Source organism: Parafilimonas sp., assembly GCF_051953455.1.
GTDB lineage: Bacteria > Bacteroidota > Bacteroidia > Chitinophagales > Chitinophagaceae > Parafilimonas.
In genome coordinates this window covers 18,066-39,095 of sequence record NZ_JBQCIT010000055.1, presented here as the reverse complement: position 1 = coordinate 39,095, position 21,030 = coordinate 18,066, and the positions used below count along the sequence as shown (strand labels likewise).

17 protein-coding genes are annotated in these 21,030 nt (G+C 41.2%); 11 read left to right on the top strand and 6 right to left on the bottom strand.

What is annotated here, in order from left to right; genetic code table 11:
* The first annotated feature begins 4 nt into the window (after window positions 1-4).
* Entirely contained in the window at window positions 5-388 is a 384-nt protein-coding gene (gene acpS / locus ACTHN6_RS19490; RefSeq protein ID WP_440437453.1) for a holo-ACP synthase, read from the top strand.
* Window positions 389-452: 64 nt separating this feature from the next.
* On the opposite strand, the gene smpB is transcribed toward acpS, so the two are convergent.
* The 3 genes from smpB to ACTHN6_RS19475 form a co-directional block, all read right to left on the bottom strand.
* A complete protein-coding gene (gene smpB, locus ACTHN6_RS19485; RefSeq protein ID WP_440437452.1) occupies window positions 453-881 on the bottom strand; it encodes an SsrA-binding protein in 429 nt (142 codons plus the stop codon).
* A 203-nt stretch (window positions 882-1,084) separates the two neighbouring features.
* A complete protein-coding gene (gene accD / locus ACTHN6_RS19480; RefSeq protein ID WP_440437451.1) occupies window positions 1,085-2,014 on the bottom strand; it encodes an acetyl-CoA carboxylase, carboxyltransferase subunit beta in 930 nt (309 codons plus the stop codon).
* 78 nt (window positions 2,015-2,092) lie between these two features.
* Window positions 2,093-3,151 carry a class I fructose-bisphosphate aldolase gene (locus tag ACTHN6_RS19475; protein ID WP_440437450.1) on the bottom strand — a complete coding sequence of 353 codons (1,059 nt, stop codon included), beginning with the start codon at window positions 3,149-3,151 and terminating at the stop codon, window positions 2,093-2,095.
* A gap of 158 nt (window positions 3,152-3,309) precedes the next feature.
* On the opposite strand from ACTHN6_RS19475, the gene ACTHN6_RS19470 reads away from it, so the two are divergent.
* Together ACTHN6_RS19470 and ACTHN6_RS19465 are read left to right on the top strand one after the other, a co-directional pair.
* A complete protein-coding gene (locus ACTHN6_RS19470) occupies window positions 3,310-3,729 on the top strand; it encodes a hypothetical protein (protein WP_440437449.1) in 420 nt (139 codons plus the stop codon).
* Window positions 3,730-3,853: 124 nt separating this feature from the next.
* On the top strand, window positions 3,854-6,769 hold the full coding sequence (locus ACTHN6_RS19465) for an outer membrane beta-barrel protein (protein ID WP_440437448.1): 2,916 nt from the start codon (window positions 3,854-3,856) through the stop codon (window positions 6,767-6,769).
* 18 nt (window positions 6,770-6,787) lie between these two features.
* Here ACTHN6_RS19465 and ACTHN6_RS19460 read toward each other — a convergent pair whose 3' ends face one another.
* Entirely contained in the window at window positions 6,788-7,891 is a 1,104-nt protein-coding gene (locus tag ACTHN6_RS19460; protein WP_440437447.1) for a GDSL-type esterase/lipase family protein, read from the bottom strand.
* 351 nt (window positions 7,892-8,242) lie between these two features.
* Between ACTHN6_RS19460 and ACTHN6_RS19455 the strand changes: the two genes are divergently transcribed.
* Together ACTHN6_RS19455 and ACTHN6_RS19450 are read left to right on the top strand one after the other, a co-directional pair.
* Entirely contained in the window at window positions 8,243-9,535 is a 1,293-nt protein-coding gene (locus ACTHN6_RS19455; RefSeq protein WP_440437446.1) for a sugar MFS transporter, read from the top strand.
* 153 nt (window positions 9,536-9,688) lie between these two features.
* Window positions 9,689-11,848: an outer membrane protein assembly factor BamB family protein gene (locus ACTHN6_RS19450; RefSeq protein WP_440437445.1), complete on the top strand. Its 2,160-nt coding sequence runs from the start codon at window positions 9,689-9,691 to the stop codon at window positions 11,846-11,848.
* Between the two features lie 31 nt (window positions 11,849-11,879).
* On the opposite strand, the gene ACTHN6_RS19445 is transcribed toward ACTHN6_RS19450, so the two are convergent.
* On the bottom strand, window positions 11,880-12,269 hold the full coding sequence (locus tag ACTHN6_RS19445; RefSeq protein ID WP_440437444.1) for a DUF1398 domain-containing protein: 390 nt from the start codon (window positions 12,267-12,269) through the stop codon (window positions 11,880-11,882).
* 138 nt (window positions 12,270-12,407) lie between these two features.
* Here ACTHN6_RS19445 and ACTHN6_RS19440 point away from each other — a divergent pair, with 138 nt between their 5' ends.
* Complete coding sequence (locus ACTHN6_RS19440) at window positions 12,408-13,502, top strand: metallophosphoesterase (RefSeq protein WP_440437443.1); 1,095 nt, start codon at window positions 12,408-12,410, stop codon at window positions 13,500-13,502.
* 20 nt (window positions 13,503-13,522) lie between these two features.
* Here ACTHN6_RS19440 and ACTHN6_RS19435 read toward each other — a convergent pair whose 3' ends face one another.
* Window positions 13,523-14,572 (bottom strand): LacI family DNA-binding transcriptional regulator, encoded by a 1,050-nt coding sequence (locus ACTHN6_RS19435; protein ID WP_440437442.1) that lies wholly within the window; start codon window positions 14,570-14,572, stop codon window positions 13,523-13,525.
* 384 nt (window positions 14,573-14,956) lie between these two features.
* On the opposite strand from ACTHN6_RS19435, the gene ACTHN6_RS19430 reads away from it, so the two are divergent.
* The 5 genes from ACTHN6_RS19430 to ACTHN6_RS19410 all read left to right on the top strand — a co-directional run bounded on the left by ACTHN6_RS19430 (window position 14,957) and on the right by ACTHN6_RS19410 (window position 21,006).
* Window positions 14,957-16,210, top strand: a complete 1,254-nt coding sequence (locus ACTHN6_RS19430) for a PmoA family protein (RefSeq protein WP_440437441.1) — start codon at window positions 14,957-14,959, stop codon at window positions 16,208-16,210.
* A gap of 90 nt (window positions 16,211-16,300) precedes the next feature.
* Window positions 16,301-17,128: a ThuA domain-containing protein gene (locus ACTHN6_RS19425; RefSeq protein WP_440437440.1), complete on the top strand. Its 828-nt coding sequence runs from the start codon at window positions 16,301-16,303 to the stop codon at window positions 17,126-17,128.
* 18 nt (window positions 17,129-17,146) lie between these two features.
* Window positions 17,147-18,592 carry a Gfo/Idh/MocA family protein gene (locus ACTHN6_RS19420; RefSeq protein ID WP_440437439.1) on the top strand — a complete coding sequence of 482 codons (1,446 nt, stop codon included), beginning with the start codon at window positions 17,147-17,149 and terminating at the stop codon, window positions 18,590-18,592.
* 125 nt (window positions 18,593-18,717) lie between these two features.
* Window positions 18,718-20,064 (top strand): putative oxidoreductase C-terminal domain-containing protein, encoded by a 1,347-nt coding sequence (locus ACTHN6_RS19415; protein WP_440437438.1) that lies wholly within the window; start codon window positions 18,718-18,720, stop codon window positions 20,062-20,064.
* 141 nt (window positions 20,065-20,205) lie between these two features.
* Window positions 20,206-21,006: an SDR family NAD(P)-dependent oxidoreductase gene (locus ACTHN6_RS19410; RefSeq protein WP_440437437.1), complete on the top strand. Its 801-nt coding sequence runs from the start codon at window positions 20,206-20,208 to the stop codon at window positions 21,004-21,006.
* Window positions 21,007-21,030: the final 24 nt, after the last annotated feature.

The following is a 21,030-nucleotide window of genomic DNA, read 5'->3' as shown; positions in this document are numbered from 1 at the left end:
CATCATGATATTTGGCATAGGCACCGATATTATAGAAGTTGAACGCATCGCTGCTTCCATAGAAAAACAAAGCGGCTTTAAAGAGTATGTTTTCTCGGCAAATGAAATTGCTTATTGCGAAACCAAAGCGCATAAATATGAGCATTATGCAGCAAGGCTTGCAGCTAAAGAAGCTTTATCAAAAGCATTGGGCACGGGCTGGCCTGAAGGCACGCACATTAATGAAGCAGAGGTATTGAACGATGAAAAAGGCAAGCCATTTTTCAATTTTACCGGTGCAACGGCAGGCCTTATTTCTTCCATGAATATTGCTGCTATTCATGTTTCACTTTCGCATACAAAAACAATGGCAACGGCTGTGGTAATGGCAGAGAAAGATGTAATGTGATTATTTGTGCCGTTATAAAGAACAGGCTTGGATGTAATATGCCTGAAATACGTGAGTAAGTGTTTTATTTAAGCGCCCGGCTTATTTCCCGTTTAATATCCTTTTCCCGCAGCGAGTCTCTTTTATCGTGCACTTTTTTGCCCCTTGCCAAACCTATTTCAACTTTTACCAGGCTTTTTTCGTTGAAGAAAATGCGCAGCGGAACAAGTGTGAAACCCCGTTCTTTCATTTTTGCCTGTATGCGTTTTAGTTCGCGCTGGGTTAAAAGGAGTTTCCTGTCATGCACCGCAATATGATTATTAGTGGTACCTAATTTATACTCGGCAATATACAGGCCGCGCAGCCATAATTCATTCTTATCAAACAGGCAATAGGCATCGTTAAAACTTACTTTGCCTTCGCGTATGCTTTTCACTTCAGTGCCAAGCAGTATTATGCCCGCCACATATTTATCCTCAATGTAATAATTAAAATATGCCTGCCTGTTATTCATACCTTATTCCCTGCGGGTAATTATTTTACTGATTAAATAAAACTTTGCAGTGATTTATTATTGCTGAAATAAGCACTACAGCGAAAGTGAGTGACACCACCCTGCCTGCGTGAATGCATTCAGGCAGGAAAGATGCCATGCAATACAAAAGCCGGTACCATAAAAATAAAAAATGCGAAGCATTAAAAAAACTTACACGATGGTTAATGCTCTATAAGATTTATAAGCGTGGTGAGCTTACTTTTAAGCGCCTTACGGTCAACAATAAAATCAAGAAAGCCATGTTCCAGCAAAAACTCGCTGCGCTGGAAACCTTCGGGCAAATCTTTTTTAATGGTTTCTTTAATTACACGCGGGCCGGCAAAACCAATAAGAGCGCCGGGCTCGGCAATATTAAAATCGCCAAGCATGCCAAAGCTGGCAGAGATACCGCCGAATGTGGGGTCGGTTAGCAAGGAAATAAAAAGCAAACCGGCATCGCTTAACTGCGATAACTTTCCGCTTGTTTTTGCCAGTTGCATCAGGCTGAAAGCGCTTTCCATCATGCGGGCGCCGCCACTTTTACTTATTACAAGAAAGGGCAACTTATTCTGTATGCAATAATCAACGGCACGGCTGAATTTTTCACCCATTACACTGCCAAGCGAGCCGCCGATGAATTCAAAATCCATACAGGCTACCACTAATTCAATACTGTTTATGTCGCCTACGGCAACACGCATGCTGTCTTTAAGATTTGTTTTGGAATGAATTTCATCGAGCCTTTTCTGGTAAGGTTTTAAATCGGTAAACCCCAGGAAATCTATGCTTTGAATGTTATCGAAAAGCTCGGTATATTTTTCACCATCGAATAATATCTCAAAATAATCTTCGCTGCCTATGCGGTGATGATAATTGCATTTTGGACAAACGTATAAGTTCTCTTTAAGTTCGCTGGTGGTACAGATGTAGTGGCATTCTGGGCATTTGCTCCACAAACCTTCGGGCATTTCTCTCTTTTCGGAAGTAGACGTAGTGATGCCTTTGCGCAAACGCTTGTACCATTTCTCTTTTGTTTCGCTGCCCCCTGTTTCCTCTTTAGAACCTTCTTCACCGGAAAGCGATTCACTAAGTTCATCGTTAAGTTCTGCCATAAACTTTAATAAGCGTAAAATGGCGGGAAAATCTTTGTTAAGATTTCACCCGCCATGCAAGTTATGTTTTTTAATCAATTAAGCAATTGTAATGCTTTCATCCTTATAAACATCCATAATTTTCTCCAGCATTTCAACGCCTTCATTCATTGGGCGCTGGAATGCTTTACGGCCAAGGATTAAGCCCATGCCGCCGGCACGTTTGTTAATAACAGCCGTTGCCACTGCATCTGCCATATCTGATGCGCCCTTACTTTCACCACCGGAGTTGATGAGCCCTACCCTGCCGGCATAACAGTTTAAAACCTGGTAGCGGCAAAGGTCAATCGGATGGTCTGTTGTTAATTTTGAATAAACCAGCGGGCTTGTTTTACCATGTTTTGTTGCAAGGTAGCCGCCATTGTTGGTAGGTAATTTTTGTTTAATGATATCTGCCTGTATGGTTACACCCAAATGGTTTGCCTGGCCGGTTAAATCAGCTGAAGTATGATAGTCCACACCATCAACCTTAAACCCATTATTCCTTGTGTAGCACCAGAGAATGGTGATCATACCCAATTCGTGTGCATACTCAAATGCTTCAGAAATTTCTTTTAACTGTTTGCGGCTTTCAGCGCTGCCCCAGTAAATCGTAGCGCCAATGCCCACAGCGCCCATATTCCATGCATCTTTTACAGAGCCAAATAAAGTTTGGTCGTAAGTATTAGGCATGCTTAAAAACTCGTTGTGATTGATTTTTACGATGAAAGGAATTTTATGCGCATACTTGCGGCTCATAATTCCCAGTACGCCATAAGTGGAAGCAACGGCATTACAGCCTGCCTCAACGGCCAGTTTAATGATATTTTCAGGATCGAAATATATTGGATTGATAGCGAAAGAGGCGCCGGCGCTGTGCTCAATACCCTGGTCAACCGGGAAGATGTTGCAATAACCCGTATTGGCAAGGCGGCCATGGCCAAGCAATTGCTGCATACTGCCTAAAACACGGTTGCTGCGGTTGCTTTCTTTCCATATCCTGTCTAAATGATCCGGGCCCGGGAGATGCAGTGTAGATTTATCTATTGCAGGGCTCGAATAATCTAACAGGTATTCGGCTTTGTCGCCAAGCAGTTCGCTAACTTTGGAATTTGCCATAACAATTTTTTGCATTAATAATATATAAGTACAATCGGTTTTCGGGGTGCAAATATAGGCAGTAAATTTTTTACTGAATTTTATTTGTACATGCAGTATTTTTATGGGTGCGATTAGCCAGGCCGATATAATTTTCTTAACAGTAATACCATTACATTATGAAAAAAACCCTAACACTCCTTTTAGTTGTTGGCTTCTTTTTTGGCTGCAAGAAAGAAAGTGCCGTACACCAATCATTAGATAATATTAATAAAACAATAACCTATGATTTAAAGGCTGACGGGGGCGACCCAAACCTTGAAGCAAGTGTAACGCTGCAAATCATCAGCTATAATCATACGGGTGGAACAGGTGACAGAATAGTATGGGATACCGTATTGGCCAAACAAAAAGTAAATGACTTTGTACCTGTAAATATTAAACATTCCATTACTACAGATGCAGCAACTATCTTAAGTGCAAGCTATCGTATTGACTATTATAAAGGCAATGATTTTTTCTGGACAACCGATGGCTCAAAAACAATATTTCAGAATTCCAGCGAAGGGCAGGTTGATATTAGCGTAGGCAGTTTTTAAGAAATACAGTTTTAAAATAATTGCTTTCGCCGCAACATTTCCCGTTTTAATCGAATTTATTTTCAGGCTGTTAAACATTAATGCAAAGTTTGTGTATCCTTAATTGAAGGAGTTAAACTTTAGCATGAAGTATAAAATTTTATTTATAATCATTTCCGTATTTGCTGCGGCCGCTTCATTCAGTCAAACCGTTTCCGGTTCAATAAAAGGTGTTGTAAGGGACAGTTCTGAACACGAGGCACTGAAAAACGCAACGGTAAGTATTTTGCACAGTGACTCTTCTTCATTTAAAGAATCCCTCTCCAAAGAAGACGGGAGTTTTTTAATAACCAATATTCCCATCGGTAATTATATATTAAAAGTTACGTTCAGCAGCTATGAACTACGTTTAACCAATTTCACCATTGACAGTATAAATACAGCGCTTAATGCAGGTATAATTTATATGCAGCCGCATGCACATGAACTGGCTGAAGTGGTGGTAGAAACGCCGCCCATCATTATAAAAAAAGACACGTTTGAATTTACCGCCAATGCATTTGCCACAAAGCCCAATGCCACCGCAGAAGACCTTTTGAAAAAACTGCCTGGTGTGGATGTGGACAAAGATGGTAATATAAGAGCGCAGGGAGAATCGGTGCAGCGTGTGCTGGTAAATGGCAAGCGCTTTTTTGGTGATGATCCGCGTACGGCAACGCAAAATTTGCCCAGCGATGTAATTGATAAAATACAGGTATTTGATGATCAGAACGATCAAAGCCAGTTTACAGGATTTGATGATGGTAACCGTGTAAAAACGATTAACATTGTTACCAAAAAAAATTCGGGCAGCTTTGGAAAGTTTGTAGCCGGTGCTGGTGATAAAGGCTTGTACAACGTGGCAGCAAATTACAGCATGTTTAAGGGCAATCAGCAAATAAGTTTTATCGGGCAGTTGAATAATACAAACAAACAAAACTTTACACCACAGGATATTTTTGGGTCTTCAGGCAGAGGTGGTTCAAGGGGCGGTGGTGGAGGATTTCGCGGTGGCGGTGGCGGTTTCAGAGGAGGTGGCGGGCAAATGCAGCAACTGCAAAGCCTTAACGCCAACAGCAATAACAATGGCCTGATCACTACAAGCGCTGCAGGTATAAATTACCGCGATGTTTGGGGAAAGAATACCGAAGTGTATGGCAGCTATTTCTACAATAACCTGCTTACGGAAAAAGAACAAAACAGCCAGACAGAAAATTTTGTTACAAATGATTCTTCCATGTTCAATAACCAGGCACAATCTTCATCAAGAAGAAATGTAAACCAGCGCCTGAACTTTAATATGGAAACACAATTTGATTCATTGAACTCAATTATCATAAGGCCTAACATTTCTTACCAGGAAACAAACAATAACAGCATTACTAAAACAACCACCACGCAGGGCAAAACAGGTTTATTAAATAATGCAGAAGCAACCTCTCTCAGCAATAATAAAGGTTATAACGGCAGTATTGATGCCTTGTTCAGGCACCGTTTTAAAGCCAAAGGAAGAACTTTTTCGCTGGGTTTAACCGGCTCCGGAAATACAAACGATGCCAATGGTAATAATTATTCGCTTACAGATTATTATACCGGCGGCATTGATTCATCTTACACCATTAACCAGCATTATGTTGCATCTACAAAAGCGCAGGGAATAAGTGCAACGGCATCTTATACAGAACCCATCGGCAAAAGGTCGCTCATTGAATTAAATTATAATTACAATTATAATAAAAACACTTCTGATAAGGTAACTTATAATTATGACAGCGCCACGGAAAAATTTACCACTATTGATTCACTGCTCACCAATAATTATGAAAACACTTATTCGTCAAACAGGGTTACTTTAAATTACCGTTTTCAAACGGAGAAAATGAATTTCAGTGTGGGCAATGGCATACAGTTTGGCAATCTTACCAGCATTAATAACACAAAAGATATTAATCTTACGCAGCATTATACTAACCTGTATCCTACGGCCAATCTTACTTACAGGTTTAACCGCACATCTAATTTCCGGTTCAATTATTCCGGCAGAACAAGCCAGCCGAATGTTACACAATTGCAGCCTGTAATTGATAACAGCGATCCTTTAAATGTAGAAGTTGGTAATCCAAACCTGAAACAATCATTTACACATTCATTCAGGGCATTGTATAATAATTTCAGCTTCAATCGTGGTAATAATTTCACCAGTGGTGAAAGTAATTTTCATAACATTTTTGCTACTGTAAATGCAAGCTTTACCACCAACGATATAGTTGAATCGGTTAAAAGAAATAAGGGTATTGATACGGTTACTTACACCAACCTTAGCGGCGCTTATAACATTTCAGCTTTTTTTAATTACGGGTTCCAATTAAAGAAGCCAAAATCAAATCTCAACTTTACCACCAATTTTACCAGTTCAAAAGATGCCAGCATAATAAATGACACTATAAATTATACAAACAATTATACAATTGGCGAAACGGTAAAATTCACTACCAACCTGAAGAAAAACTTCGATATGAATTTTTCTGCAACGCCAACGTACAACATTGTGCGTTACTCATTTCAGGCTGATCAAAACGATAATTATTTTTCACAGAATTTAAGTGTAGATGCTACCTATTATACCACTTCAGGCTGGATATTGGAAAGCGATTTTAACTATACAGCTTACAGCGGCAGGTCTGACGGTTATAATACCGCAGTGCCTTTATGGAATGCTTCGTTTGCAAAACAGTTTTTAAAAGGCAAAGCAGGCGAGCTCCGTTTCAGCGTATATGATCTATTAAACCAGAATCAAAGCATAACAAGAACGGTAGCGCCTACTTATATACGCGATGTTCAAACAAAAGTGCTTACCCGTTATTTCATGCTAACATTCACTTACAATCTTCGCAATTTTTCAAAAGGGCAACAGCAGCAGCAGCAAAGAAGGTTGCCTGATTTCAGGCACGATGGAAATATGCCACCGCCGCCCGCAGGGGGCGCCGCACGAAGCGGACCGCCCCCGGGCGGGCCTTCGTAATAGCCGCTTTATAAAATGCTATAATAATTTTTTAAAGAAAGGAAATAATTCGTTTGCAAGCACTGCATGTTCTTCCACGTTTGGATGGCCCGCACAGCCATGCGCCTGCATAGGTTGAAAGAAAAATAACTGCACAGCTTTATCTTTTGGATATAATACATCCACGTTATTTTTTATAGCCGTTAAACAATTTTGCAGCAATATCCTGTTATCGCCGTTAACCATTGGGCTGCTTAACAAAGCAATGATGGCTTTTGGATATTTTGACTTTACCAGTTGCACAAAAGCAGTATAATCTTTTACAAAAACAGCGCTGTCAAAAGGTTTCCGTTCATGCACGCCATCACCTTGGCTAAGATCATTTGTGCCCAATGCAATGCTTACAATTTTGGGTGAATATTTTTTGAAATCCCAAAGCGTAGTATCATTCGTTTGCAGGCTTTGTTTTTCATACACAAGCGGCATGGAAGGTGCATCCATATTCCACGTTCGGTAAACGCCAATGCCGCTTACGCTGCTCAGAATATAATTTGCATGCAAGGCCCTTGCAACCCTTGGCCCGTAAGCCATATAGGCATTATGCTGATCGTGGTAAGCACCCTGCCCGCATTTAACTTCAGCTGTATCGGCGGCAGCACCGCAGGTAATACTGTTGCCAATAAACTCTATCAGCGGTTCATTAGATGGCCTGATCGGCTTAATATTATCAGCTATAATTTTTTGTATAACAACAGGGCCCGTAGTAGCCTCGGTGGCTTTATATACACTTACTGTATGCCTGCCATCCCTGCCCGCGTTAATCGTTATAGATTGAACTTTATTGCCCTCAACTTTTAATCGCTTTTGATACACACCATCCAATTCATATTGTAAATAATTATGGCCGTTTGCATCATTTACAAAAGCATTAATGGTACAGGATGTGCCCGCAAAACTGAAACTAAAATGAACTGCAGAGCTTATAAGTTCGAGATTATTTTCTGCATTTAAAAACGACCGCCCGTAAGGCTTTAATTCATTTGCCTGCAATTCCTTTTTTAAAGGAGCATTATTGGTGTGCGAAGGAGAATGAATTGTAAATAATATAATAATAAACAGCAGGTATAAAGTTTCTGGTTTCATGCGGCAGGAATTTGAATGAGTGAATATATATATCAATATTAACAGTAAAAACGAATTCCTCTTATTTATACCACAAGAAGCAAAGCTTTATGCTTAAAGAGGAATTTGTAAAGTATCTTGGCTGCCAATATGTTGGATGGAACACCGGAAAACATACATATAAACAAACTGAAGATTTAACGCGGTCAGACGCATCACGCGTCAGACCATTAGCTGTTTTCTGCCGGCACAATAACGCAAACGTTTGTTTACCGGCTATTAACGCCGGCAGGTTAAATTTGAAAGGTTATAAACCATTTCGCTTTTATAACATATTTTGACTATTTACTTTACAAAAACCAATACAATAATATGCAGCAAGCAGAAGAGTATGCACGGCCAATTGAAATAACAGCAAAACCGCAATCGGGCACATCAAAATCCATCTTCATTATCGGTATCCTGTTTTTCATTTTTGGTTTTGTAACCTGGGTAAACAGCACCCTGATTCCTTACCTGCAAATTGCATGTGAGCTAAATACATCGCAGGCGGTATGGGTAACATTTGCGTTTTATATTTCTTATGCGGTAATGGCCTTTCCGTCATCATGGGTAATTAATAAAGTAGGGTTTAAAAACGGTATGATGTACGGCTTGCTGGTAATGGCAACCGGCGCATTGATATTTATCCCCGCAGCGCAGCAGCGAACCTTTGGTTTATTTCTTACGGGTTTATTTATTATTGGTATCGGGCTGGCATTATTGCAAACAGCATCCAACCCGTACATCACTATTCTTGGCCCCATAGAAAGCGCCGCCAAACGCATGAGCATTATGGGCATTTGCAATAAAGGCGCAGGCGCATTAGCGCCATTGATTATGGGCGCCATTTTATTAAAAGACATGAATGGCTTTGAAGCCAATCTTGCTACGCTTAACCCCGCAGATAAAGCAGCGAAATTAGATCAACTGGCCTCGCAGGTGATAATGCCGTATATCGTGCTGGCGATTGTTTTGGTGTTACTGGCAATCATGATACGCTTGTCTTCTTTGCCTAATATTCAGGCAGAAGAAGACGAAACAACTAACGAAAAAGGCACGCGTTCCATCTTTTCATACACTTATCTTTTCCTGGGTTTTATTACCTTGTTTTTATACGTAGGTGTTGAAGTAATGGCAGGCGATATTATTCAGGTGTATGGCAAAGAAATAAACATACCGCTTGATATAGCCAAACACTTTACCACTTACACTATGATAGCGATGCTTGTGTCTTACCTGCTGGGCATTGCATTAATTCCGAAATATATCAGCCAGGAAAAATCGCTGCGCATTGCAGCCGTATTAGGTATTATTTTTTCGCTGGGTGCAATCTTCACTTCAGGCTATACATCCATTACATTTATTGTGTTGCTTGGCTTTGCCAATGCGCCCGTTTGGCCTGCATTATGGCCACTGGCAATTGATGGCCTGGGCAAACATATTAAAACAGGTTCAGCATTATTAATTGTAGGCATTGCAGGCGGCGCCATCCTTCCAAAATTATGGGCTATTATTGGCGAACATGTTGGCCTGCAAAAAGCATTCTGGATAATGGTGCCTTGCTATCTCTTCATTCTATACTATGCCATTTCAGGAAATAAAATTGGTAAAAGGGTGAAGTAGTTCTTATGTTATTATTGATTTGGCCCGGCCTTGTTTTTCGAAATCGGGCCGGGCTTTTTTATACTATCATCAATCATGCAACGAAACAATAAAGTTTTTAAACCGCCATTAAAAACTTTATTTTGTTGCCCGGTACAAAACTGATGTAAGCTCATGTTTAAACGATTGATCTCTTTTCTATTTTACCTGTATTTTTTTTATGCCTGCACTTCTTCAACCAATAATTATAATGGATGGAAAATGTATGGCGGTAATGGCGACAATAACCATTACGCTTCTTTAACGCAGGTTGATACAAATAATGTGCATCAGCTGCAGCTTGCATGGACGTACAATACCGGCGATGCAGATACAGCCAATCATTCGCAGATACAATGCAATCCCATCATGGTTGATGGGATTTTGTACGGTACTTCACCCATGATGAAATTGTTTGCCCTCGATGCGGCTACCGGCAAACAAAAGTGGACATTCAATCCTTTCGATTCATTCAGTGCCAATAAAAGATCTTTCTTTATTTTAAATAACTGCCGCGGTGTTACTTATTGGAATGAAGGCAGTGATAAACGTATTTTTTATACGGCTGGTATCGATTTGTATTGCATTAATGCTGCAGATGGAAAACCTGTAGTATCATTTGGTGATAATGGAAAACTTGATCTGCATACAGGCCTTGGCCGCGATGTAAGCGATAAGTTTATTACGGCTACTTCGCCAGGCGTTATTTATAAAGATGTAATTATAATGGGCAGCCGGGTGGATGAAGGCGCTAATGCAGCGCCCGGCCACATCCGCGCTTTTGATGTAAGAACAGGCAAACTGCGCTGGGTTTTTCATACCATACCACAACCCGGCGAATTTGGTTATGATACCTGGGAAGACGCTGCCGCATACAAACATATTGGCGGCGCTAATGTATGGAGCGGTTTTACACTGGATGAAAAGCGGGGAATCGTGTTTGCGCCAACCGGTTCTGCTTCGTTTGATTTTTATGGCGGTAAAAGACGCGGTGATAATTTGTTTGCCAACAGCATGCTCGCATTGGATGCTTCAACAGGCAAACGCATCTGGCATTTTCAAACCATACATCACGATACATGGGATCATGATCTTTCTTCTCCGCCTGCATTGGTAACCATCAATAAAGACGGAAAGAAAATTGATGCCATTGCTTTCACCACCAAAACAGCTTTTGTGTTTGTGCTCGACCGTGAAACAGGCAAGCCCATTTATCCTGTAGAAGAAAGGCCTGTGCCGCAAAACACAGAACTGGAAGGCGAATATCTTTCACCAACACAACCTTATGTGCTTAAGCCTGCACCCTTTTCAAGGCAAAACATAACAGAGAATGATTTGAATACTTTGTTGCCGGATAGTTCATACGCAGCAGTAAAGAAACAATTCGACAGTTATGACAAAGGCAATATGTTTCAGCCGCTTTCAAAACGCGGAACAATAGTAGTGCCCGGTCTCGACGGCGGCGGCGAATGGGGCGGCCCTGCCTATGATCCTGAAACAGGCATTCTATATGTGAATGCCAATGAACAGATAAGCATATTAACGATGGTTGATCTGAAAGATGATGCATCAAAAAATGAAACAGTGCTTAATGCGGGAGAGCGTTTATATAAAACAAATTGCATGACCTGTCATGGTGCTGAAAGACAGGGTGGCGGCAACTATCCTTCACTCATTAATATCAATAAAAAATATACGGCAACACAACTGCACGACCTTATATCAACCGGCAGGAGAATGATGCCTGCCTTTACACAATTATCAGAGGCGGAAAAGCAGGCCGTTACCGCTTATGTGCTGGATATACATTCCGTCGCACAAAATAAATTTGTTGATTCAACAAAAAAAGAAGATCCGTATTTAAAGATGCCTTACGCCATTACGGGTTACAACTGGTTTGTATCAAAAGAAGGCCTGCCTGCCATTGCACCGCCCTGGGGCACGTTAAATGCAATAGATCTGAATACCGGTGAATATGTTTGGCACGATACGCTGGGCGATCATCCCTATTATGCAGCAAAGGGCATTCATACCGGTTCTGAAAATTATGGCGGCGCTGTAATTACAAAAGGTGGTTTATTGTTTATTGCCGCAACAAGGGATGGGCATTTACGCGCTTTTAATAAACGCAACGGAAAATTATTATGGGAATATAAATTGCCGGCTACAGCCTTTGCCACACCTGCTACGTATGAAATTAATGGCGAGCAATATATTGTAATTGCCTGCGGTGGCGGAAAACTTAATACAACTTCCGGCGATGCGTACGTTGCTTTTAAATTGCCGGGCAAATAATTTGGAGCAGCACACTTTTTTTAAATAACTATTATCCGGGTATTTGTTCAGCTAATATTTTATTGCCGGCTTTATCGTAATAAATACAGCTCATTTCACTTATCACAACTTTCCATTTTGCTACACCACTGGTTGCACAATCTTTACAAAATGTTGGATAATCAGTTTTGCCTTGCTGATGTGCCGCAAGCTGCGTTTTAAATTCTTCTGTATTTGCCGTGCCGGCTACCAGCAGCATCGCATATTTAGCTGGAGATGCCATTTGAAAATTGTTATCACCATAATAAACCGTATGCCCGTCGCTTACAAAAGTTTCATAAGCCAGTACACGCATCTTTTTTAAATCCTGTATGTAGGCAGGAAAATCTGCACCAGATTTTACTTTGCTATGGACTGTATTTATCTGTTCTATGGTAAACATAATTTTATTATTTTTTGAAGTTACAGCAATGTACTGATATAAGGTTTTACTATAGCTGCCTGGCTATATTGATCAAACTTCATGAGCCGCACATAATCACTTAATAAAATTAATGCTAACACTTTATTTTTATGCGGCATGAAAAAATTACTCATTAAGATTTTTCAAAAACCGGTTATACGACTGGCAGAAAAATTTTCTTCCTGGCCCGATAAAGAAAGAGTGTTTAAATCGCTTACAGAATTACATTCAAAAATCTTAACCGGCGATAAAAAGAAAGGCCTAACAATCCCATTTAATACAACTTCACAGAAAATAATCATATTCTCCGATCAGCACAAAGGCGCCAAAAACAAGGCGGATGATTTTGCAGTTTGCGAGCAGGCTTATGTTGCGGCACTGGATTATTATTTCAAAGAAGGTTTTGCTTTCATCAACCTCGGCGATGGGGAAGAGTTATGGGAGAATAATATTTTCCAGGTAAAGAAACACAACAAACATTCATTTGAAAAAGAGAAATTATTTGTGCAGCAAAAGCGGTTTATAAAAATATTCGGCAACCATGATTTGTATTGGGCAAACGATCCGCTTGCATGGGTGCAACTGGAAAATATTTATGGTGAAAAGGTGCCGATATATGAAGGCTGTATTCTTACAACCACTTTAAATGAACGGCCATTTCAAATTTATCTCACACATGGCCACCAGGGCGATTTACAAAGCGATGGCAATGCCTTCAGTAAATTTTTTGTAGCAAATATCTGGGGGCCGGTACAGGGATTGCTTGATATTAATCCCAACACGCCTGCTTTCAATAATCAGTTAAAGTCTTTGCACAACACTATTATGTACGAATGGAGCAGCATTGAAAAAAATGTGCTGCTGATAACAGGGCACACACATCAGCCCGTATTTATGTCACTCACACACCTGGAAAGATTGTATGTAAAACTTGCCGAGGCGCAAAAGAATAAAGAGGAAGATGCTATAAAAGCGGTTGAAGATGAAATAGCCAGGGCCAAGCCTGTAAATCCTACAGCGCCTGATCTTTCCAAAATTATTCCTTCTTATTTCAACAGCGGCTGTTGTTGTTTTGATGATGGCGATATAACGGGAATTGAAATTGCCGGAGGCTGTATCCGCCTAATAAAATGGCAATCAAAAAGCAATCCTCCTAAAAGAGAATTGCTGGAAGAAATTAAGTTGAATGAGTTAGAAGACCTGCTGCCGTGATAATACTATACTTGTTATCATTACGGTAAAGTATGGGCAGGTTGCTTTTTTGCCAGGGAAGACTCGCGTATATCCAGCCTGGTTTTTAGCTGAATGGTTGAATATTCCTTTGGCCGCTCTTTGGTTTCAATCTGGCTTATCAATAAAGCAGCAGCATGCTGGCCTATTTCAAAAGTTGGCTGTGCAACCGAAGTAAGTGCAGGGCTTAAAAAACCGCTTACGGGATTGTCGGAAAAACCCGCAATGGCAACATCGTCGGGCACCTTTAAATTCATCTGCTTCATAACTTTTAAACATACCATCGACAAACGCTCCACCGAGCTGAAGATCGCATCCGGCCTGTGCGGGCCTGATAATAAATTGCGCACATCCTTTTCCATATGCCCTGGGTCAAAATCACAATGTATTATCCATTCTTTTTTTGTTTTCAGGCCGCATGCTTTCAGCGCATCTTTATAACCTTTCAGGCGGCGCTGCGTTATAGCAAGGCTGGGTGAAATAGTAAGATGGGCGATGTGCTTGTATCCCTGTTGTATAAGATGTTCCGTGGCATTGTAAGAGCCTTCATAATCATCCACAATTACTTTATGCGACGGCAGGTATTCACAAACCCGGTCAAACATTACCACCGGCATGCCTTTATCAATCAGGTCCTGCAAATGCGCAGCATTTTTTGTTTCATTGGATAAGGTGATGATGATACCGTCAACCCTTCTGGATGCCAGCAGGTGAAGGTTGGTTACTTCCACATCATACTTTTCATGGCTTTGGGAAATGAGCACCTGGTAACCCATCTTGTTGGCATAGTCTTCAATGCCTGCAATAGTAGCCGAGCAATAATTGTTAGCTATCTCCTGCACCATCACACCAATCACTTTTGTCTTCTTATCTTTTAATGACAGTGCAATCGGGTTTGGCCTGTAATTCAGTTCGTCTGCCACCTGCAATATCAATTCACGCGTTTCCTTTTTTATATCGGTACTGCCCCTTAATGCCCGCGATACGGTTGACACCGACACATTTAAGCGCTGTGCAATATCCTTTATAGTTATATCATGAAGTGGGTTCATAACTGTACTGCAAAATTTAATTAAGGCATATAAAATTGTTTGCTGAAAAAATAACGCAGCATATTTTGATTATACCCGGGAGAGCGCATGTTCTGCAACTGATCCCCTGCCTGCATTTCAGCCTCAATTTCCCCTGCAATCAATTCAAGCAAATTCATATAATAAAATGACCAGGTATATTAAACAATATACAACAAAATGTATTTATCAATAATTGTTTTCAAAATTTTCTATTAGAATATTGAATGAAATTTATTGCAAACGTTTCCGGAAACGTTTGCAACATTAACAATAATTTTTTCAAAAATCATGCTATTGTTTCCACGTTCTTAACACTATACTTTTGTTTCAACACATTCTATAAACGATTCGCTAAAAGTCATAATGAAAAAGGTTCCCGCCTGTACTTTATTTCTTGTTATTATAACATTATTCAGCAGCTTTAATGCAGGCTGCCAGGTACTTGCAACATTTACGGTGAATGCAGAAGCTGCAACTGTTGCCATACCTGTGTATATTGATCTTGATGATATAACGCAGCAAAACGATTCGGCGTTTGTATTAAAAGAAGTAAGTAAAAACGGCGCGGTCGAAGTTGCCTGCCAGGTGGAACAAAATTATCACCGCTTTTTATGGTGGATGCTTACACCGCAGCCTGTTTCTTCTAAAAGAACATTCACGCTATCTATTGAAAAAAACAGGAAGCCGGAGCAAAACCCCTTACAGGTGGAAGACGATTCTGCACTCGTTATAAAAGCATACAACAAAAACGTTTTACAATATAATTACCGCACACATTACCCGCCTGCCGGTGTTGATAGCGCATTCAAACGCAGCGCCTTCATACATCCTTTATGGTCTCCCGCAGGTAATGTGCTTACGCAGATCAATCCAAAAGATCATTATCATCATGTAGGCATCTGGAACCCGTGGACGCATGTTTTATATAAAGGAAAAGAAGTTGATTTCTGGAACCTCGGCGATAAAAAAGGCACGGTGCGTTTTGCCGGCTTTATTAATAAAGATGCAGGCGCTGTGTATGCAGGTTTTAAAGCTTTACAAAATCATGTGGCGTTTAATATTCCGCAACAGGGCGATGAATCAATCGCTATGAATGAAGTGTGGGATGTGCGTGTGTATAATACCGGCGAGCATGTTTGGCTGGTTGATTTTACTTCAACGCTGAATAATGCAGCAGGTGATACGATAACACTGGAAGAATACCGCTATGGAGGTTTTGGTTTCCGCGCTGCGCCGGATTGGAACAACAAGAATAGCAAAGTGCTTACGTCAGAAGGTAAAACGAGAAAAGATGCAGATGCATCCACAGCCCGCTGGTGCACGGTGGACGGCGATATGCAAAGCGGGCATTCAGGCATTGAATTTATGAGCTACCCTTCCAATTACAATTTCCCGGAACCCATGCGTGTATGGCCTGAAGATATGAATGGCCGGGGAGATGTATTCTTCAGCTTCAGCCCCACGAGAAATAAAAGCTGGGTGTTATTGCCGGGTAAAAACAATGTTTTAAAATACAGGATGCTGGTGTACGATGGCACTATAACGGCCAAAGAAGCAGAAGCTATATGGAAGGCTTTTGCACAACCGCTGGTCATCAGCATACAAAAAAATAAGTGAGTTATCAGCAGCCTGTTTTAATAGCATCGCTGCTATCAATGTGAACATTTACTATTGACAACTCACACTTAACTTAATAATAGTTGGCACATGAGAAAATTTATTGCACTATGCTCCCTGTTTATTATAACGGTATTATGCGCCTGCAAAACACAAAAAGAAACAGCAGCAAATAATATTAGCTGGAAGAAAACAAAAGTTTTTGTGTACACAAAAAATGGCAAAGGTTATGTGCACGATAATATTGCTGCTGCCGCAAGATGCATACAGGAATTAGGTGCACAAAATGGTTTTGCCGTAGATGTATCAGACGATCCGGCAAAATTTAATGATGATAATTTAAAGCAATACAATGCGCTCGTTTTTACAAGCACCAATAATGATGTATTTGATAATGATGCGCAGAAGCTGGCACTGATGCATTACATACAAGCGGGCGGTGGCTTTGTTGGCATTCATTCCGTAACGGGCACTGAAAGAAACTGGCCCTGGTTCAAACGCCTTGTGGGTGGCACCTTTGAGCGCCACGCTAAACACCAGCCTTTTACAGAAATTATTATCGATCATAACAATCCTTCCACATCATTTCTCCCAAATACCTGGAAGCGCGATGATGAATGTTATTATACAAAAGAAATAAACCCCGACATACATGTTTTAATGGTGCATGATCTTTCAACAGTTGATGATAAAGGCAAGCCGGTAATATACGGCAACACTTTTCCTTCTGTATGGTGCCATGAATTTGATGGCGGAAGGGAATGGTACACCTCTTTGGGGCACGACAGCGCAACGTATAAAGAACCTGAATTCCGCAAACACATTATGGGCGGTTTGCAATGGGTTTTAAGCAAACAACAGCCATTGGATTATTCAAAAGCACATGCAAAAACACCAAACGATCCACTGCCATATTAACTCATAAATATTATTATCATGCAAAAAGATCAATCATCTGCTTCCAGAAGAAGTTTTATTAAAACCACTATAAAAGGGGCCGGTGGCGCCGCTTTATTAAGCGGCTTTCCCACCATTGTTCCTGCAAGGGTTTTAGGTAAGAATGCGCCGTCTAATCTTATTAATGTTGGTGTTATAGGCACCGGCCGTATTGGAAGGGAATGGGATATGCCGGGCGTGATGAAACACGACGATGCAAAGATGATTGCGGTGTGCGATCTTGACAGCAACCGCCTGAAAAAAGCCCAGCAGTTTGTGGATGGTTTTTATACGAAAAAGAACGGCTCATCTTACACCGGTACAAAAGGCTATGAAAATTTTGAAGACTTAATTGCAAATAAAGATATTGATGCCGTACTTGTTTGCACACCCGATCACTGGCATGTGATTCCTGCAATAACAGCCGTGCGTGCAGGCAAGGATGTGTATATGGAAAAACCGGCATCGCTTTCCATTGCAGAAGGCAGGATATTAAGTGATGCCGCTACAAAAGCCGGGGCCATATTCCAGATAGGCAGCCAGCAACGTTCCATGCCGCAGTTTAAAAAAGCATGCGAGCTGGTGCGCAATGGCCGCATAGGAAAAGTACATACAGTGTATGTGGGATTACCGGTTGATGACCCGAAAGAAAGTACAGTGGAAAAAGAAATGCCGGTGCCGCCTAATCTTAACTATGAAAAATGGCTGGGCTCTACACCGTATGTTCCATATACCGAAAAGCTCGTGCATCCGCAGGATGGCACTTTCTCCAGGCCGGGCTGGCTGCGCTGCAGGCAGTTTGGCGCGGGCATGATAACTGGCTGGGGCGCGCATCATTTTGATATTGTAAACTGGGGATTGGGAACAGAACACACAGGCCCGGTTGAAATATCAGGCACTGCCGACTGGCCGCCGGCCAATGCTTTGTGGGATGTGCATGGCAACTTTAAAACAGAAACCATTTTTAATGTAAACGGCGATACGGTAAAAGTGCTGGCAAGCAATGAATATCCCAACGGTGTAAAATTCGTGGGCGATAAGGGATGGATATTTGTTACCCGCGGCAATTATTCGGTAACGGCAAGCGATCCGGCTTCGAATGCCAAAAACTCTAAAGCACTCGATGCAAGTGATCCAAAAATTCTTACTTCAGAAATAGGCCCGAATGAAATTCATTTAATCAACAGCACCGACCATCATGGCAACTGGCTGAACAGCATCAGGACAAGGGAAATAAATATAGCACCTATTGAGGTGGGCCATCGTGCATGTACTGTTTGTTTATTGAATGATATTGTTTTCCAGTTGAAGAGAAAACTGTATTGGGATGCCGAAAAAGAAATGTTTAAGAATGATGATGAAGCCAACTTCATGCTCATGCGCAGCCAGCGCTGGCCTTACCAGATTAATAAAGAATATGATGTAAGAACGCTTGTTTCAAAATAAAAAACTTATCAATGTTCCGGTTAGTGTCTTCACCAACCGGTAGTGAAATACGATGCAAGAACGCTTGTTTCAAAATAAATGATTGAATGAAAATAACAAGTTACTTAATTATAATTTTTTTGTTGATGATGAACTTGGGCTGCAACACTTCTTCAACTGAAAATATATCTGCTGAAGAAAGCAGCAAAGTGCGTTTGATAACCCTGGCGCCCGGCCATTTTCATGCAGCGTTGGTACAGAAAAACATGTATCCCGCAATAGATTCTGTTGTACACGTGTATGCACCTGAAGGCAATGAACTGCAGGCACATCTTAAACTCATTGATCAATACAATCATCGCACAGATAACCCAACACACTGGATGGAGAAATTATATACCGGCAGCGATTACCTTGATAAAATGCTGAGCGAAAAAGCAGGCAACGTGGTGGTGCTGGCAGGCAATAACGAACAAAAAACAGATTTTATAAAACGCAGTGTGGAAGCGGGTTTGAACGTATTGGGCGATAAACCAATGGCCATAAACACAGGCGATTTTAATGTATTGCAGGATGCCTTCAGCACAGCCGCAAAAAACAATGTGCTGCTGTATGATATTATGACCGAGCGTTCTGAAATAACCAACACATTGCAGAAAGAATTTGCGCATATACCATCTGTATTTGGTGAATTGCAACAGGGCACGGCAAACGATCCGGCCGTAAGAATGGAAAGCATTCACTACTTCTATAAATATGTTTCCGGCAATGTATTAACAAGGCCTGACTGGTTCTTCGATCCGCAACAACAGGGCGATGCCATTACTGATGTAGGCACGCATTTGCTTGATCTGATTCAATGGGAATGTTTCCCCGACTCCATCATTGATTACACAAAAGATATTGATATTACCAATGCACGCATTTGGCCAACGCCACTTACCTTATCACAATTTTCGGCCATTACAAAAGAAGATACATTCCCTGGTTTTCTTAAGCCATATATAACCAATGATACGGTGTTGCAATCACATGCAAACGGCGAAATCAACTATACCATTAAAGGTATTCATGCAAGGGTAACACCGCGCTGGGAATATAAAGCAGCAGCCGGCGGCGATTCGCATTATTCCTTATTAAAAGGCACAAAAGCTTCCCTGGAAATAAAACAGGGTGCAGCAGAAAATTATAAGCCGGTATTATATATCTGGCCAAACAATAACTCAAAAAATTTTGCTGATACATTAAATACAGCCATTCAGCAATTGAATGAAAAATATCCCGGCGTTACAGTTGAAAAAATAAACAAAGGTTTCAAGGTTGTAATACCCGAAAAATACGATGTAGGCCACGAAGCACATTTTGCGCAGGTAATGGAAAGATACCTGCAATACTTAAAAGATAAAAAACTTCCCGGCTGGGAAGTACCCGGCATGTTAGCCAAATATTATACGGCAACAAAAGCACTGGATATAGCAACAGGTAAGAAGTAGGATTTAAACACAGGTTGTTTGAATTGATTTTCCGGCTACAGGCTGCTGGACAGGTGTCGCTCACTTGTGCAGTATAGCATGATGCGCTTTATTGCCGGTTTTGATACTGTTTAAAATTTTTTATATCAATAAAACTAAACTATGCACCCGCAGGAAAATATTACCCACGCATCTAAAGACACCCTGCCTGCCATGTTTTCACTCAACGGAAAAACGGCAGTAGTAACCGGCGGCGGTAGCGGCCTCGGGCTGGCCATTGCCAAAGCGCTGGCCGGCAACGGCGCCAAAGTGATTATTACCGGCCGTGATGAAAACAAGCTGCAAAATGCCTGTAAAGAAATTGGCAATGCCTGCACTTATATACCGGCCGATTTATCTCAATTAAAAGCTATCCCAGCATTTGTTGAGCAATTAATACTACAGGCAAAAACTATCGATATACTGGTAAACAATGCCGGCATCAATATGAAAAAAGATGCGTTGGATGTTACGGATGAAGAGTTTCAAAACATCATCTTAACCAACCAGCAGGCCGTGTTTGCGCTCACGCGGGAAATATCCAGGCACATGGCTGCAACACAGCAGGGTAATATAATTATGATCAGTTCGATGGCCGCACACTATGGCTTGCCAAAAGTGGTGGCTTATACCGCATCAAAAACAGCGGTGGAAGGTATGACAAGAGCCCTGGCTGTTGAGCTGGCAGAAAAGGGTATCCGGGTAAATTGTATTGCACCGGGTTTTATAGCAACAGACATGTCGGCCAAAGCATTGAACAGTGATAAAGACAGGATGCAGCGGGTGATAGCCCGCACGCCTATGCGCAAACTGGGGCACCCGGATGATGTGGGTTATGCCGCCGCATTTCTTGCTTCAGAAGGCGCCCGTTTTATTACCGGCGCTGTACTGGCCGTTGATGGCGGCAATTCTATCGGTTTTTAATTTCTAACTATAAAACTATACGTA

Coding starts and splice junctions, on each gene's coding strand:
- ACTHN6_RS19430 (WP_440437441.1), top strand. CDS start 14,957: ATGAAAAAGGTTCCCGCCTGTACTTTATTTCTTGTTATTATAACATTA.
- ACTHN6_RS19465 (WP_440437448.1), top strand. CDS start 3,854: ATGAAGTATAAAATTTTATTTATAATCATTTCCGTATTTGCTGCGGCC.
- ACTHN6_RS19440 (WP_440437443.1), top strand. CDS start 12,408: ATGAAAAAATTACTCATTAAGATTTTTCAAAAACCGGTTATACGACTG.
- accD (WP_440437451.1), bottom strand. CDS start 2,014: ATGGCAGAACTTAACGATGAACTTAGTGAATCGCTTTCCGGTGAAGAA.
- ACTHN6_RS19435 (WP_440437442.1), bottom strand. CDS start 14,572: ATGAACCCACTTCATGATATAACTATAAAGGATATTGCACAGCGCTTA.
- ACTHN6_RS19450 (WP_440437445.1), top strand. CDS start 9,689: ATGTTTAAACGATTGATCTCTTTTCTATTTTACCTGTATTTTTTTTAT.
- ACTHN6_RS19420 (WP_440437439.1), top strand. CDS start 17,147: ATGCAAAAAGATCAATCATCTGCTTCCAGAAGAAGTTTTATTAAAACC.
- ACTHN6_RS19475 (WP_440437450.1), bottom strand. CDS start 3,151: ATGGCAAATTCCAAAGTTAGCGAACTGCTTGGCGACAAAGCCGAATAC.
- ACTHN6_RS19445 (WP_440437444.1), bottom strand. CDS start 12,269: ATGTTTACCATAGAACAGATAAATACAGTCCATAGCAAAGTAAAATCT.
- ACTHN6_RS19425 (WP_440437440.1), top strand. CDS start 16,301: ATGAGAAAATTTATTGCACTATGCTCCCTGTTTATTATAACGGTATTA.
- ACTHN6_RS19455 (WP_440437446.1), top strand. CDS start 8,243: ATGCAGCAAGCAGAAGAGTATGCACGGCCAATTGAAATAACAGCAAAA.
- ACTHN6_RS19460 (WP_440437447.1), bottom strand. CDS start 7,891: ATGAAACCAGAAACTTTATACCTGCTGTTTATTATTATATTATTTACA.
- ACTHN6_RS19410 (WP_440437437.1), top strand. CDS start 20,206: ATGCACCCGCAGGAAAATATTACCCACGCATCTAAAGACACCCTGCCT.
- acpS (WP_440437453.1), top strand. CDS start 5: ATGATATTTGGCATAGGCACCGATATTATAGAAGTTGAACGCATCGCT.
- smpB (WP_440437452.1), bottom strand. CDS start 881: ATGAATAACAGGCAGGCATATTTTAATTATTACATTGAGGATAAATAT.
- ACTHN6_RS19415 (WP_440437438.1), top strand. CDS start 18,718: ATGATGAACTTGGGCTGCAACACTTCTTCAACTGAAAATATATCTGCT.
- ACTHN6_RS19470 (WP_440437449.1), top strand. CDS start 3,310: ATGAAAAAAACCCTAACACTCCTTTTAGTTGTTGGCTTCTTTTTTGGC.